At 69.1% G+C, this 14944-nt stretch carries 16 protein-coding genes; 10 read left to right on the top strand and 6 right to left on the bottom strand.

Annotation, left to right across the window (positions count from 1 at the left end; translation table 11 throughout):
* The first annotated feature begins 29 nt into the window (after positions 1-29).
* Positions 30-1085 carry a ferredoxin--NADP reductase gene (locus tag K8O92_12340; GenBank protein UAK34554.1) on the top strand — a complete coding sequence of 352 codons (1056 nt, stop codon included), beginning with the start codon at positions 30-32 and terminating at the stop codon, positions 1083-1085.
* On the opposite strand, the gene K8O92_12335 is transcribed toward K8O92_12340, so the two are convergent.
* The 3 genes from K8O92_12335 to K8O92_12325 form a co-directional block, all read right to left on the bottom strand.
* On the bottom strand, positions 1035-1889 hold the full coding sequence (locus K8O92_12335) for a DNA alkylation repair protein (GenBank protein ID UAK34553.1): 855 nt from the start codon (positions 1887-1889) through the stop codon (positions 1035-1037). The genes K8O92_12340 and K8O92_12335 overlap by 51 nt on opposite strands.
* A 52-nt stretch (positions 1890-1941) precedes the next feature.
* Complete coding sequence (locus K8O92_12330) at positions 1942-2703, bottom strand: aspartate/glutamate racemase family protein (protein UAK34552.1); 762 nt, start codon at positions 2701-2703, stop codon at positions 1942-1944.
* Positions 2704-2932: 229 nt separating this feature from the next.
* A complete protein-coding gene (locus K8O92_12325; GenBank protein UAK34551.1) occupies positions 2933-4129 on the bottom strand; it encodes an NAD(P)/FAD-dependent oxidoreductase in 1197 nt (398 codons plus the stop codon).
* 217 nt (positions 4130-4346) lie between these two features.
* On the opposite strand from K8O92_12325, the gene K8O92_12320 reads away from it, so the two are divergent.
* The 3 genes from K8O92_12320 to K8O92_12310 all read left to right on the top strand — a co-directional run bounded on the left by K8O92_12320 (position 4347) and on the right by K8O92_12310 (position 6381).
* Positions 4347-4703, top strand: a complete 357-nt coding sequence (locus K8O92_12320) for an SPW repeat protein (GenBank protein ID UAK34550.1) — start codon at positions 4347-4349, stop codon at positions 4701-4703.
* Positions 4703-5332 (top strand): TetR/AcrR family transcriptional regulator, encoded by a 630-nt coding sequence (locus K8O92_12315; GenBank protein ID UAK34549.1) that lies wholly within the window; start codon positions 4703-4705, stop codon positions 5330-5332. Before K8O92_12320 ends, K8O92_12315 begins: the two co-directional genes overlap by 1 nt.
* A gap of 92 nt (positions 5333-5424) precedes the next feature.
* A complete protein-coding gene (locus K8O92_12310; protein UAK34548.1) occupies positions 5425-6381 on the top strand; it encodes a type IV toxin-antitoxin system AbiEi family antitoxin domain-containing protein in 957 nt (318 codons plus the stop codon).
* 111 nt (positions 6382-6492) lie between these two features.
* On the opposite strand, the gene K8O92_12305 is transcribed toward K8O92_12310, so the two are convergent.
* Entirely contained in the window at positions 6493-7254 is a 762-nt protein-coding gene (locus K8O92_12305) for an alpha/beta hydrolase (protein ID UAK35652.1), read from the bottom strand.
* Positions 7255-7491: 237 nt separating this feature from the next.
* Between K8O92_12305 and K8O92_12300 the strand changes: the two genes are divergently transcribed.
* From K8O92_12300 to K8O92_12290, 3 genes are all read left to right on the top strand, one after another.
* Positions 7492-8757, top strand: a complete 1266-nt coding sequence (locus K8O92_12300) for an epoxide hydrolase (protein ID UAK34547.1) — start codon at positions 7492-7494, stop codon at positions 8755-8757.
* 224 nt (positions 8758-8981) lie between these two features.
* On the top strand, positions 8982-9992 hold the full coding sequence (locus tag K8O92_12295) for an adenylate/guanylate cyclase domain-containing protein (GenBank protein UAK34546.1): 1011 nt from the start codon (positions 8982-8984) through the stop codon (positions 9990-9992).
* A gap of 47 nt (positions 9993-10039) precedes the next feature.
* A complete protein-coding gene (locus K8O92_12290) occupies positions 10040-10807 on the top strand; it encodes an RNA pseudouridine synthase (GenBank protein UAK34545.1) in 768 nt (255 codons plus the stop codon).
* A gap of 148 nt (positions 10808-10955) precedes the next feature.
* On the opposite strand, the gene K8O92_12285 is transcribed toward K8O92_12290, so the two are convergent.
* Positions 10956-11540: a TIGR03086 family protein gene (locus K8O92_12285; GenBank protein ID UAK35651.1), complete on the bottom strand. Its 585-nt coding sequence runs from the start codon at positions 11538-11540 to the stop codon at positions 10956-10958.
* Between the two features lie 66 nt (positions 11541-11606).
* On the opposite strand from K8O92_12285, the gene K8O92_12280 reads away from it, so the two are divergent.
* The 3 genes from K8O92_12280 (at position 11607) to K8O92_12270 (ending at position 13816) form a co-directional block, all read left to right on the top strand.
* Positions 11607-12044, top strand: coding sequence for a MarR family winged helix-turn-helix transcriptional regulator (locus tag K8O92_12280; GenBank protein UAK34544.1), 438 nt, complete (start codon positions 11607-11609; stop codon positions 12042-12044).
* Between the two features lie 248 nt (positions 12045-12292).
* The gene (locus K8O92_12275) at positions 12293-13072 is read left to right on the top strand and encodes a metallophosphoesterase (protein ID UAK35650.1); all 780 of its coding nucleotides are present in this window, start codon (positions 12293-12295) and stop codon (positions 13070-13072) included.
* 66 nt (positions 13073-13138) lie between these two features.
* Entirely contained in the window at positions 13139-13816 is a 678-nt protein-coding gene (locus K8O92_12270; GenBank protein ID UAK34543.1) for a phosphodiesterase, read from the top strand.
* Here the strand turns inward: K8O92_12270 and K8O92_12265 are convergent.
* Positions 13813-14874 (bottom strand): AraC family transcriptional regulator, encoded by a 1062-nt coding sequence (locus K8O92_12265; protein ID UAK34542.1) that lies wholly within the window; start codon positions 14872-14874, stop codon positions 13813-13815. The two genes, K8O92_12270 and K8O92_12265, sit on opposite strands and share 4 nt — an antisense overlap.
* Positions 14875-14944: the final 70 nt, after the last annotated feature.

Genomic DNA, 14944 nt, shown 5'->3' with positions numbered 1-14944 from the left:
ATTAGCCCTGCCAGGTTCGAGAGGACGACATGACCACTGTCGAGGTTCCACACGGCTCGCGCTCGGTCGTGCTGCGGGTGTCCGCGGTCATCACCGAGACGGCCGACACCCGCTCACTGGTCTTCGACGTCCCCGACGAGCTGGCCGAGAAGTTCCGCTACCAGCCGGGACAGTTCCTCACCTTGCGCATCCCCAGCGAACGGACCGGCTCGGTGGCGCGGTGCTACTCCCTGGCCAGCTCGCCCTACACCGACGACCGCCCGAAGGTCACCGTCAAACGGACCGACGGCGGCTACGGGTCGAACTGGGTGTGCGACAACGTGCGAGCGGGCGACCGGATCGAGGTGCTGCCGCCCTCGGGCGTCTTCACCCCGAAGGACCTGGACGACGATCTGCTGCTGTTCGGCGCGGGCAGCGGCATCACGCCGGTCATGTCGATCCTGAAGTCGGCGCTGGCCCGCGGCAACGGCCGCATCGTGCTGGTCTACGCCAACCGCGACCACGAGTCGGTGATCTTCGCCGGTGAGCTGCGCGAGTTGGCGGACAAGCATCCGCAGCGGCTCACCGTGATCCATTGGCTGGAGTACCTGCAAGGCTTGCCGACCGCCGACGCGCTCGCCACCCTCGTCGCGCCGTATCGCGGCTACGACGCGTTCATGTGCGGGCCGAAGCCGTTCATGGACCGGGTGCACGACGCGCTCGCGCAACTGGGCGTGCCGCGTTCGCGCACGCATGCCGAGGTGTTCAACTCCCTGGCCGGAGACCCGTTCGCCGACCAGGCGCCGGTCGAGGTCTCCGAGGAGGAGGCGGCCGACGCGGCGACCGTCGAGGTCGAACTCGACGGCGAAGTGCACGAGCTGAAGTGGCCGCGCAAGCAGACGCTGGTGGACATCATGCTGGCCAAGGGACTGGACGTGCCCTATTCCTGCCAGGAAGGCGAATGCGGTTCGTGCGCTTGCACGGTGCTGGAAGGCAAGGTCGAAATGGACAACGCCGAAATCCTCGACCCGGAGGACATCGAGAACGGCTACATCCTAGGCTGCCAGGCGCATCCGGTGACCGACCGCCTGAAAATCCAGTTCTGACGGGACCGATACTTCGTTCGCCTGATCGACCGCATTCTGCCGCGAAGTTGTGCGGGCGTCCGTCAGCGCGCGCGATAAGTCGGCCCGCGCTTCGGGCAGCAGGTGTTCGGTCGCGTAGCTCAACGCGGTGCGTCCCATCGCCGCGGCGTGCCGATCGAGGAAGCCGGTAAGCAGGCCCCGGTCGACGCGCTTGCCGACTTCGCGCAGCATCCAGCCCAGCGCCTTCTGGATCAGATCGTGCCGGTCGTGCAGCAGCAGCTCGCTCACCGCGAAGGTGGCCGAGGCGTCGCCCGCTTTGATGAAGGCGAAGGTGGACAGCAGCGCCACCCGCCGCTCCCAGAGCGAATCCGCCTGCGCCAGCTCGAACAGCAGGTCACGTGGTTTGTCCAGTAGCCACGGACCGACGATGTTCTCCGCCGACACGTCCACGAGATCCCAGTTGTTCACCCGGCCACGGCGCACGGCCGCCAGGTACAGCTCCACCATGGCGGCGCGGGTGGCGTCGTCGAAGGAGCGCGGCTTGGACGCCTTTGCGACTCGCGCGTTCAGGATTACCAGCGCGGTGAACCGGTCCTCGTGCACGGCGCTGTCGAGCAGCCGGTCGATCTCCTCGAGAGCGAGCGCCGCGAAGCGTTTCGCGACAGCGCGGCTCGCGGGGACCCGGACGCCGAGGAACACGTCACCCTCGCCGTACTCCCCCGGCCCGGTCTTGAAGAACCGTCGCAGGTGTACCGCGTCGGCCGGGTTCGCCAGTTCCCGCAGAGCCGCCTGCACGTCGGCCGCGGTCACCGCCGACTCGGTCATCGATCCACGCTCCTGGTCCGAACTGCCCTGCGCGAGCGCGGCGGACGGCGGTTCACCCCTGCGCGCCCAGAACGCGGCCGGACTCGAACGCGGCCGCGCTGGCGGGCAGCGCACCGGGCCGGCCGCTGTTGAGCACCCGGACCTCTCCGGTGCCGGTGCTCGGGCGGTCGAGGGCATCGATACGCCGGATGGTCTGCGCGGCAACGGCTTGCGCACTGTCGAACAGACGCACGCCATCGGGCAGCGCGGCCACGATCGCGTCGGTGACCAATGGGTAGTGCGTGCAGCCGAGCACCACGCCCTCGACATCCTGCGGCGTCCGCGCCGCGGCGTCGGCGATCGCGTCGTGGGCGGCCGCCAGATCACCTCGGTCGATCGCGTCCGCCAACCCGTGGCACGCCACGCCGACCACGTCGGCATCGCCGCCGAATTTCGCGATCAGATCGGCTTGGTAGCGGCTGGCCGTGGTCGCCGCGGTGGCCCAGACCGCCACCGACCGGCATATTGCCGCCGCGGGCTTGATCGCGGGCACGGTGCCGATCACCGGCACGCCGGGCCCGACGTCCGCGCGCACGTGCTCGAGCGCCGTCACGCTCGCGGTGTTGCACGGCAGGACGATCACCTCGGCGCCGGACCGGAGCGAGGTCCGCGCGGCCTCCACGACCCGCTCGACGACCCAGTCCTCGGGCTTCGGCCCCCACGGCGCCCCATCCGGGTCGAGTTGCAGCAGCAGATCCACATCCGGTCGCAACTTGCGCAACCAAGCGGAGGTGGGCAGCAACCCCAGACCCGAGTCGATGAGCGCGACGATCACCGCACCACCGTATACAGCCCCGCTGACAGCCACGCACACCGCTCACGGCACTGCACGCGCTCCGCGCCGGACGCGCCCACCTGTGCCGCGACCGCCACACCGCGGCGGGGTCCCATTTCCGGCGATCGAGAACACGTCCACGCCGTCTCGTGACACCCGGCGGCGACTTCACCCGTGCGCCGCAGTGCCCTGCTTCACCGCGCCCGCTGACGTGGCTTCGACCGAGCGTTCAGCGCGGCGCCAGGAGTTCGGTCACCGGAGCGCCCGCCGCGATCTTGGCGCGCGCCTTCATGACCTGGGCCGTCATGCCCGCGCCGACGACACCGGTGAGATTGCCGCCCTGCGCGTAGTAGGCGAGGAACTTACGGCCGTCGTCGGAGGCGATGTGCACCTCGTCGGTCGCGCCGGGGGTGCCGAGAGCCTGGATCTTGACGTCGTACTGGTCGCTCCAGAAGTACGGGACGCGGGCGGCCGTGGGCAGGTCGGCTCCCAGCAGCGCGCAGGCGACCAATTTCGCCTGTTCGCCCGCGTTGGTCCAGTGTTCGACGCGTTTGCGCGATCCGGTCTCGTGCAGCCACGCCGCCACGTCGCCGACCGCCCACACGCCTTCGGCCGAGGTCCGCCCCACCTCGTCGGCGAGCACGCCGCCACCGGCCACCGGGTCGGCCAGCGCGATCCCGGAATCGTTCAGCCATTCGGTGACCGGCCGCGAGCCCACCCCGATCACGACGAGGCCGGCGGCGACCTCCGTACCGTCGGACAGCCGCGCCCCGCGAACCCGCCCGGCGTCGTCGCCGAAAAGAGTGTCCAGGCCGGTGCCGCAGCGCAGGTCGACGCCTTCCGCGCGGTGCATCCGCGCGACCAGTTCACCCACCTGTTCGCCGAGCACCGAGGCCAGCGGCGTCGCCTGCGGTTCGATCAGCACGACCTGAACCCCGTGCGCACGGAAGCTCGCGGCCAGCTCGCAGCCGATGAACCCGGCGCCGACGACGAGCGCCGTCGTGGCCGCGTTCAGATCGGCGCGCAGAGCGACGGCGTCGGAATGGCCGCGCAGCACGTGCACGCCTCGGAGATCGGGCAGGCCGGGAAGGCGGCGCGGGCGCAGCCCGGTGGCCACGATCAGCTGGTCGTAATCCTGCGTCGTGCCGTCGGCGAGCCGGAGTCGGCGGCCGTCGGTGTCGACGCCGACCGCTTCTGTGCTCAACCGCAGATCGATCTGCTTCTCGCTGTAGAACTCACTCGGGCGCAATGTGGTGTCGTCGGTTTCGCCGCGCACGAATTGCTTGGACAGCGGGGGCCGGTCGTAGGGCAACCGCGACTCGTCACCGATGAGCACGAGTCCACCGGCGTAGCCCGCGCGGCGCAATTCCTCCGCGGTGCGCAGGCCGGCGAGGCCGGCTCCGACGATCACGATCGGCGCGGTCATGCGGCCATCCCTTCATTGGAACCCGGCAGCCGATTCCGCGGAACCGGCGGTGAGACGAAGCCCACCCTAACCTCTGCATGGCTCCGGCCTCTGTGAGGACGATCACGCCGAGAGGGCCGGGCAACAGCGACGCAATCGTAGCCGTTCCGATATTGATCGGGCGGTCAATCAGGACTATACCGAGGACAGGACATAGTCACAGCCCGAGGAGGTACATATGTTCACCGAGAGCCGCGCGCAGGATTTCCTGGCTGTCGTACTCGGAGCCTTCACCGCGCTGTCCCCCCTCTGGGTGGACACCAACGACAACGCCATGTGGTCGTTGATCGTGCTCGGCGTGCTCATCGCCCTCACCGGTCTCGCGCAGATGGCCCGCCCCGAAATGGCGGCGGCCGACTACGTGATGGGCCTGTGCGGCGCGCTGCTGTTCCTCTCACCGTGGGTCATGGATTTCACGGAGTACCGCAGCGCATCCTGGACCGCATGGGTGGTCGGAATAGTGACGGTGGTGGTCGCGGTAGCGGCGCTGCCCGCGGTGTCGGGACGTCTGCACGGCATGGCTCCGCATCACTGATGCAGATGCCGAAGACCCGGCGCGCCGGGCGTCGCCGCAGCGCGAAAGCCGACGGCGACGCCCGGCAGCTCATCCTCGACGCCGCGGAGAAACTCTTCGCGGCGCAGGGATTCGACGCCACCGCGACGGCGGCCATCGCCGCCGCGGCCGGTGTCCCCAAAGGACTCGTCTTCTACTACTTCCCGACCAAGGATTCGATCCTGTCCGCCTTGATGTCCGAGCGGGTGCCCGCGCAGCCGATCGACGACATCGGCACGGTGGTGACGCCTGGCGATCCGGCGGCGAGCCTGGTCAACCTCGATGCCGCGCTGAACCTGCGCGACCACCACTCGTCGGTGCTGCGGGTGATCCTGTGGCGGGAGGCCGACACCCACCCCGACGTCCGGCGGCAGCTGCGCCGCCTGCGCGATCAGATGCTCGACGTGACCGCCAAGGTGCTCCAGGCGAGCGCCCCCGGACCGGTCCACCCGGGAACCCTCCGCGCGTGTGCCGCGGCCTGGGTCTCGGCGATGTTCGCCATCGCCAGCACGGACCGGCTGCACGCCCTCGACGGTGTGCCACTGCCCACCGCCGACGAAGTGCTGAACGTGGCGCGGGTGGTGGCGGCGGGCATGACGCAGATGGGCTGATTCCGCATGGCGGTTGTCCACAGCCCGCGAGTTGTCCACATTCACCGCAGCGGCGGGCGTCTCCCGGGCGGTGATCGATCACGATCGTCGGTATGGAAGCACCGCAACTGATCTCGCGTCGGCAAGCGCTGGCATCGGGTCTGTCCGACAAGGCGCTGTACCGGCTGTGCCGGACCGGACAATGGCAGCGGCTGCGGGCCGGGCACTATCTGACCGCGCCGCGATCCGGGCTCGGTGCGCCCGGTCGGCATCTGCTGCTGACGCTGGCGACCGCGGAGTCCACGTCCGACTCCGCCATCACGAGCCACTGCTCCGCGGCAGTGCTGCACGGGCTGCCCACTTGGGGCATTCGGCTCGACCGCGTCCATCTGACCAGGAATCGAATCAACGGCGGGCGGCTGAGCAGACGGGTCGTGGTCCACTCCGCCCGGGTGGAGCCCGACGAGATCACCCTGGTCGACAACGTATGCGTGACCACCCCGGCGCGCACTGTCCTCGATATCGCGCGCTCGGAAGGCTTCGAACAGTCGGTGGCCGTGGGCGATTCCGCACTGCGTCAGGGTCTGACGACCACCACCGAACTGCGCGAACACCTCCGCCGGGCCCGGCAGCGGCCCGGATGCCGCCGAGCTGCCCTGGTCCTGGACTTCCTGGACGGCCGCAGCGAGAGCGTCGGCGAATCCCGCAGCCGGATCCTGCTGCGCCAAGGCGGCTTCCCCGCTCCCGAGCTGCACGCGCGCGTCTTCTCCGAAAACGAGATATGCGTAGGTCGCGTCGATTTCCTGTTCCCCGACCTCGGCGTGGTCGGCGAGTTCGACGGGAAACCCGACCGTGCAGCCGCGTCAGGCGGCCTCTCACCCGACGCGCAGGCAATCACCGCGCGAGAGCTGCGCGACGAGCGACTCCGAGCCCTCGGCTGGACGGTCGTCCGCTGGATGTGGGACGACCTGTCGGCTCCCGCCGAATTGGCCGAACGCCTCCACACGGCCGCCCGCGCAGCCATCCGGAACCGCCGCCGCGGCTACTGGACCCCCACCCCCAAACCCTGACCACCGGTCGGACGAAGCCAGAACAGGTTCGCAGTGACCACGGCCGATGCACAGCGGCCTCGGCCTCGGCCTGGGCGAGGAGCGACCGCGCCGGCGAAGCCGGTGACGGGGTCAGGCAGGCCGGGTGAGGAAGTCGGTGACGTCGGCGGCGAAGCGGGGATGTTTGACCGCGCCCATGTGGCCGGCGCCGCGATAGATGACGAGGCGGGAATCGGGAATCCCGTCGGCGGTGCGGCGGAAGGTGCCCAGGCTGTAGGCGGCGTCTCGTTCGCCGCCGATCACGAGAGTGGGCGCCTGGATGTCGCCGAGGCGCTCGGTGAGGTCGAACGCGTCTTCTGCGCGCAGGAAGGCGTGCGTGTCGGCAGGGTTGCGGGGACGGGTCAACGGGTCGATCAGCCACATGGCGGCCGCCGCGAAGCGGGCGGCGACGGGCGAGGACACGGCGCTCGACGCCAAGTGGTGCATCGCCCGCCGCCCCTGCAAAGCGGCTTCGGCGTAACGCATCTGCCCTTCCTCGAGGGCCGGATCCAAACGGCATCCGGATGATGCGACGACAAGGCGGCGCACAACTCGCGGATGGTCGGCGGCGAGTTGCAATGCCACCGAACCACCCGAGGAGATGCCGAGCACGTCGACCGGCTCGCCGAACTCGCCGCGCAGCGCGTCCGCGTGCTCGGCGGCGATCTCGGCCATCGTGATGCCCTCGGCCATGCCGGGCGCGCGGCCCACCGCGAAGACGCGGAAGTGCCCGGCCAGCGGCCGCAGCACCTTGATCTCGGAGTCACGCATCCAACCGTGCGGATTCGCGTGGTCGGGGGTGAACCACCGGAGGAACACCAGTGGCCGACCCGAACCGATGGCGAAGTACGGCATGCCGTGCGTCAGCGCACCCTCCGTGACCTCGAGCTTCGCAGCCCCTCCGGTCTTGACCACAGCGCCCTCCGATCAGAGATCCATCCGTCGGCCCGACGTTATCGCGGTGCGCCGAGGGTGGCGATGACCTCCGTGATCAAATCCGCCTTCTCCGCACACCGGAAAAGGACACGACTGATCGGCAGCGTCGGGTGAACTGACGCCGAACACGGGGGACGCGCGGAGCATACTGGCCCGGTGAGTCATGAGCGTTCCCGTGGAGTCGAGAAGCGGCCGTTCCCGCTGGAGTCCACGCCCATTCATGTGTCCGACGAGGTGCTCACCGACCTGCGGCGACGACTCGAGCTGACGCGCTGGCCGGTCGACGCGGGTAATGAGGACTGGTCCTACGGCGTATCGCGGACCTATCTCCAGGAACTGGTCGAGTACTGGCGCACCGATTACGACTGGCGCGCCGCCGAGGCCGCGATCAACGCTTACGAGCACTACTTCGTCGAGACCGACGGCGTGCCGGTGCATTTCATGCGAAAGCCGGGCGCCGGGCCGAACCCGACTCCGTTGCTCCTCACCCACGGGTGGCCATGGACATTCTGGCACTGGGCGAAGGTTGTCGACCCGCTGGCCGACCCCGCGGCATTCGGCGGCGACCCTGCCGATGCGTTCGAGGTGATCGTCCCCTCGTTCCCCGGGTTCGGATTCTCCGCGCCGCTGCCGGACAACCCGGACATGAACTTCTGGAAGGTCGCCGACCTCTGGCACGTTCTCATGACCGAGACGCTCGGTCATACGAAGTACGCCGCGGCGGGCTGTGATGTCGGCGCGCTGGTCACGGGGCAGCTCGGGCACAAGTACGCCGACGAGTTGTACGGCATCCACATCGGCTCCGGCCAGAAGCTCACCCTGTTCGACGGCGACCGCGGTTGGGACATCACCGGCGGCAGACCCATTCCGGACGGCCTGCCCGCCGACGTGCGCGCCCGGATCATCGCGCTGGAACGGCGCTTCGCCGTCCACCTGGCCGCGCATGTGCTCGAACCGAGCACCCTCGCCTACGGCTTGTCCGACTCGCCCGCCGGACTGCTCGCCTGGATCCTGCAACGCTGGGTGAGCTGGAGCGACAACGGCGGCGACATCGAGTCCGTCTTCGGCAAGGACGACCTGCTCACCCACGCGATGATCTTCTGGGTCACCAACTCCATCGGCTCTTCGATCCGCACCTACGCCAACAACAATCGCTACCCGTGGCGCCCTTCGCACGACCGGCAGCCCCCCGTCGAGGCTCCCACCGGCATCACCTTCGTCGGCTACGAGAACCCGCGCGGCGTCACCACCGACCGCCGGGTGCAAAGCTTCCTCGACAGCGACCGCGGCGATTGGTACAACCACGTCAACCTCACCGCCCACCACCACGGCGGGCACTTCATCCCGTGGGAAATACCGGCCGAATGGGTCGACGACCTCCGCCGCACCTTCCGCGGACGCACTCCGTCCACCACCACCTAGCCCTGGCGCTGCGCGATCGAATCCGTTCGCGCCCAAGCGCATACCCGCCGCCGGCGCGCGGGTGTACCGACCGAGCCCACACGGCACGGCGGGGACCGTCTCGGTGGTCACAGAGGACGCACACGCTGTCGGTGCGGGGCCGAAGTCGACCTCGGGTAGACGGAGTTATGTGAACTCACCCAATGGACGCGGACTCTTCGGAGGTGGCCCGTAAGGTACCGATCATGGTGCCCACCGAGAGGTCCGAGCTGGTGCGGTCGATCGTCGAGTCCTATTTGCTCGACGGAGCGCGCCGGTACAACCGCACCGAGGTCGCGGAGCGGTCCGGGACGACGACGGCGCTGACGAAGCGATTGTGGTTGGCGCTCGGTTTCCCGTCGAGTATCGGAGACGCGGCGGTCGACTACGCCGACGCCGACGTCGCCGCGGTTCGCAACTTCGAGCAGCTGACCGTCCTGGCCGCGGCGGACACCCGGCAGCAGTCGGCGACCGCGCGCACGCTCGGCCAGGGCATGGCGCGGCTGGCCGAATGGCAGGTGGACCTGGTGCTGGCGGAGATCGAGGAGCGCATCGCGAGCATGGACCCCGCCGCCGATCCGGAGGAGGCCGTGCGCATCGCCACCGAAGGCGCCATCGCCACGCTCGAGCAGCTGAACATCTACGCGTGGCGACGGCATCTCGCCGCGGCGCTGTCGCGCTCGCTCGACCCGGGGACGAGCGCGGGTGAGTCGGTGCGCGAATTGGCCGTCGGTTTCGCCGACATGGTCGGCTACACCAGGCTGACCAGGCATTTGCACCCCGACGAGCTGTCCATGCTGCTCGAGGCGTTCGAATCCACCACCACCGCCGCCATCACCGAGAACGGCGGATGGGTGATCAAGAACGTCGGCGACGAAGTCATGTTCGCCACCGAGAGCGCCACCGAGGCCGCCCGCACCGCCCTGGCCATCCAGGAGTCGACCATGATGGTCGGCGGCACCCCGGACCTGCGCGTCGCCATCGCCTACGGCCCGGTCCTGCAACGCTTCGGAGATCTGTACGGCTCGGTGGTGAACATCGCGTCCCGGCTCACCGGCGTCGCGCGGCCGGGCACCGTCCTGATCGACGACCACGCCGCCGCCGCGTTGGAGGGCGACCCTTCGTTCACCATCAAGCACCTGCGCAGCGTCCGGGTGCGCGGCTTCAATCGCCTGCGCCCGCACCTGCTCCGCCGTAACGGCAAGAACGGCAGGTAGCCGCGACCGCGTGCCGCAGCCGACCACAGCCGCCCTAGGCTCGTCCGGTGGACACCGACTGGTCACAGCTGCGCGCGCGTTCCCTCGTCGAGGAGGACGCGGCGATTCTGGCTCTGCACAAACCCGCCGGAATCTCCGTCACCGGGGAGCGCCACGATACCGACCTCGTCGAGCTGGCGGCCGCCTCCGGTGAAACGCTCTATCCGGTGCACCGGATCGACAAGGTGACCTCCGGCCTGATCCTGTTCGCGAAGGAACTGCCCGCGCACGGCGAGCTGACCAGGCAGTTCAACAAACAGACCGCCGACAAGGCGTATCTGGCCGTCGTCGCGGCCACCGGCCTGCCCGATTCCGGCGTGATCGATCTGCCGCTCAGCGTGGGACGCAAGAACCGGGTGCGCATCGCGGCCCCGCGCGAAAGCATCCGCTGCCGGGAGGGCCGCTGGTTCGTCGAGGACACCGACCTGCTGCCCGCCAAGAACTATCCCTCGCTCACCCATTTCGTGACCGTGCTGCGCGCCCCGGCGCACACCGTCCTCGCGCTGCGCCCCGTCACCGGCCGCCGTCACCAGATTCGCGTCCATCTCGCCTGGACCGGACATCCGATCGTCGGCGACCCCTTGTTCGATCGCTCCGGCGCCCACCAACGGACCTACTTGCATTCCTGGCGCCTGGGCCTGACCGCCTCCTGGCGCACCCCGCCGGAACTGAGGTTGACCGCCGAACCCGACACCGAGTTCTGGGGCCCGCCGGGGGAATCCGCCGACCCGGCGACCCTCGCCCACGCCGCCGGCCTGCTGCCTACCCTCCGCTGACCCAGCCCGCGATCCCCTTCCGCTTACAGCCCGGTGTCGGTCACCTGGGCGTCGACTCCGTTTCCTCCACAGTCATCCCCAGGCGGGCTGTGCACATATTCGCCGCCGGTGCGAGCAGCGGAAAGCCTTGGGAGCGACGGGCGGACGGTCAGCTCGGCCAGTTCGGGGAGCGGCCGAGGAGCAAGAGGATGCGGTCGAGCGTCGAGGATTGTTCCGGGACGGACAGCGCCGGCGCGAAGACCGAACCGGGGGCGGACCGTTCGGGGCCGTCGGGGACGGCGAGGGCTATGTTCAGCGCCGCTTCGGCTACGGCCGGATCGGGAGTGACGGTTTCTCCGATCGATCGTGCGACGTCCCAGGCGTGGACGACGCTGTCCACCAGGTGGAAGCCGATCGCCTGGGTGGCGGGAACAGGGTGGCCAGGCGCTTCCGGAAACGCCAGCGAGCGCTCGAAGACGTCTTGCGCGGCGAAGGCGGCGACCACGTCGTCGGCGGAGGCGAGATAGGCGGCGACCGGATCGGCGGACGTGCGGACAGCCCAGACCCCGGGATCGTCGCCGCCCCGCGCGGCAGCGGCGAAGCCGTGATTCTGCGCGGTCATGTGTTCCAGCAGGTCACGTAGACGCCAACCAGTGCAAGGGGTTTCGGCATCCAGCTGATCAGGGCGCACGCGGGCGACGACGTCCACGGTCAATCGAACCGAACGGGCGTGACGGGCGCGCATATCTTCCATAGATTCAGTAAGCATGAGCTTATAGTAAGCTTAAGCGTACGATTTGCCAAGCAGTATCGTCGATCCATGCCGAACGTCCGTCCCGATCTCGCCGCGATGCTCGTGCCGCTCGGCCGGGCGTTGATGGCCCTGGAGCTGCCCGTGCTGGAGCGCCACGAGCTGTCGATGTGGGGCTACGCCGTGCTGCTCGGCCTCGACTCCGAACCCGTCCACACCCAGGCGGCGCTGGCCAAGGCGATCGGCGCGGACAAGACCCGCATCATCGGCGTGCTCGACGAACTCCAGCGCCGGGGACTGATCACCCGCGAGCCGGACCCCGCGGACCGGCGGGTCAACCTGGTGTCGCTCACCGACGCGGGCCGCGATCTGCGCGACCGCGCCCAGCACGACATCCAGGCCGGCGAGGACCGCCTGCTCGAACGGCTTCCCGCATCGGACCGCCGCGTTTTCCTGCGCGCCCTGCGCACCCTCTCCGACGCGGTGTCCGAACCGCCCGCATCCTGACGTTTCCAAAAGCACGGGCATCGGCGCCACCTTCCATGTGCCGGGACCGCTCGATACGGAGCCCCGACCAGCACCACCACACGCTTCACAATGTGACTCTCCGCACATACCGGCGGACATCATTCGCGCGGTGGCGAGCGTCATGGCGACGCGTAATACGCAGGTCAATTAGCCTGATGGCGTGCGGCGGGCGCGACGCGCGCACACTCTGACGCAGTGCAGCGAACCCCTAGCGAAAGCGAATGCCGATGATCCTGGTGGCTCAGGTCAGCGACACACATTTCGATCTCGGCACCCGCAACGCCGAACGTGTACAGCGGGTCATGGCGTTCCTCGCCGGCCTGCGCCGCAGACCCGATGCCATCCTGGTGACCGGCGACGTCACCGAATCCGGCAAACCCGAGCAGTACGCGGAGGCCAAGCTCGCGTTCCACGCCGAGACCCCGGTGTACGCCATCCCCGGCAATCACGACGACCGCGCCGGGTTCCGCACCGGCCTGCTCGGCGAGCCCACCTCCGACGCACCGATCAACCACGTGCACCGCATCGGCGATCTCACCATCGCGCTGCTGGATTCGAGCGTCCCGGGCGAGGCAGGCGGTCGACTTGCCGAGGAGACCTACCGGTGGCTGGGCGAGGTGCTCGACGCCGCGCCCGCGGGCAAGCCGATCCTGCTCGCGCTGCACCATCCCCCCGCGCACCTGTTCAGCCCGATCGTCGACGAGATCTCCCTCGCCGACCCGCAGCGGCTGGCCGACCTGGTCGCCGGTGACGACCGGATCCTCGCCGTGCTCACCGGCCACGCGCATTCGGCCGCGACCACCACGTTCGGGGGACGCCCGCTGCTGGTCGCCCCCAGCACCGCGTCGGTGCTGAGCGGCGAGTGGGAACTCGACCTGCCCGATCACGTCATGGACTACGCCCCTGACCCGGCGGTCTCGCTGCACGTCATCGATGACGACCACCGGCTCACCACCCATTTCCGGTCCGTTCCGATGAGCGGCCGGATCGGCGTGCAACCGGCCTGAGCGCGGTTTACCCGGCACGAGCCCGGGCAATCGGGAGGCACACGACGCCTACCCGGGAGGATCACCATGGTCGATCTACCAGCCGCAGTGGTGAAGAACGCGTTCGCGGCCGGAGCACGGATCCGGCATGCGCGGGTATTCCACCCGAACGGGTTGCACCTGGCCGGTCGTCTGCACGCGGAACCCGAGTTCGAGCCGCTGTTCGGCCCCGGTGATCGCGCGGTGATCGCACGGCTGTCCAAGGGTGTCGGGATGCCGGACGGACTGCCCGATGTCCTGGGCTTGGCCTTCCGGGTGCTCGGCCATGACGACCAGCCTTGGGATTTCGCGTTGGCCACCACCGGCCGGGGACCGCTCGGCCGCTTCGTGATCACCCCGGCGCGCGGCTGGGCCACCGCACGCTACGGCTGCCTGATGCCCTACCGGATCGACAACTCCGCGCCGACCTGGTTCTTCGCCGAACCGGACAGCGTTCAACCGGCCTCGGCGTCGCTCGAGTCGATGCAAGCCCACATGAACGAGGACCTGGTGAGCTTCACCCTCACCGCGAGCCGCCTCGTCGGACCGGCCTGGCGGGTCGCCGAACTCACGTTGCGTCCCGCGGAATCCGCCGAGCATCGAACGGATTACTTCGATCCGATGCTGAACCATCCGCCCGAGGTGGAGCTGTTCCCGAAAGCCGTCGGCAAGATCCGCGAGCTGGCCTACACCGGCAGCCGGAGCGGCCGCGGCGAAGGCGCCTAGCGTCGGACGGCGCGCTCCCGGCGGTAGGCCGCCGGCGTGTTACCGGTCCACCTTTTGAAGGCGAAGATGAAAGTCGAGGCTTCGGCATAGCCGAGCCGGATCGCCACATCGCTCACCGAAAGCGGTGTGGCGGTGAGCATTTCCTCTGCCAGAGCGCGCCGTACTTCGTCCAGCAACGCGCGATAGCTGGTGCCCGCCGCGTCCAGATGACGCCGCAGCGTGCGCGTGCTCATGTTGAGATCGTTCGCCACCGCGTCGATGCCGGGCGGGGCGGCGAAACCGTCCGCGCCGCCGCGCGGCACCAGCCGCTCGCGTACCTCGGCCGCGATGCCGGTGCGGGCCCTGCGGCGGTGCACCAGATCACGGCACTGCGCCAGGCACATCGCCCAGGTGTGCTCGTTGGCCTGCGGCAACGGTTGTTCCAGCAGCATCGGCTCGATCGCGAACAGGTTGCGCGGCATCCCGAAACGCGGCGCGACCACGGTGACGTCCATGATTCGGTCCGCGTGAGCGGGCGCGGGAAAACGGAATTCCGCCCTGGTCAGCGGCAAGGGGGTGCCGAGCAGATCGCTCATCACCCGATGCATCGCGGTGACGTCGCGTTCGACAAGGAATTGGCGCACGTCCGTCGGCACCGACTCGTCGTGCACCACCGCGACGAACTCGCTGTCGCCCCACTCGGCCACCGGCAGGCAGAACGTGAAGCTGAGGTCCAGATAACGCAGCGCGAAGCTGATCGCTTCACCCAGCGTCGGGCTGCTGACGCAGGCGAAGCCGAAGATGCCGAAGGTGGTGATCCGGTAGCGGCGACCGATCTCCACGCCCAGCGCGGGCCGGCCGGCGAGCTCACGGACGAGATTGCGCACGACTGCCAGCTCGGTGTGCGCATCGATCTGTGCGTCCGGATCGCGCAATTGCTGCTCGAAGAGCGCGGTACCGCGCAGCATGTGGGCAGCGGGAACGCCGTGTTCGGCCGCGTAGCCGACCATCAGCGCCACGCTGGCCACGCCGCGCGGAAAGTTCCAATCGCGGATGTCCGGATCCTGTACCCGCTCCACGCGGACATTATGGCCGAATTTCTCTATACGACGGCACGGCGGCTCCTACAGTGGAGTCAGCTACGGTCGG

This window comes from Nocardia asteroides (assembly GCA_019930625.1).
Taxonomy (GTDB): Bacteria; Actinomycetota; Actinomycetes; order Mycobacteriales; family Mycobacteriaceae; genus Nocardia; species Nocardia sputi.
This window is presented reverse-complemented; position numbering and strand designations above follow the sequence as displayed.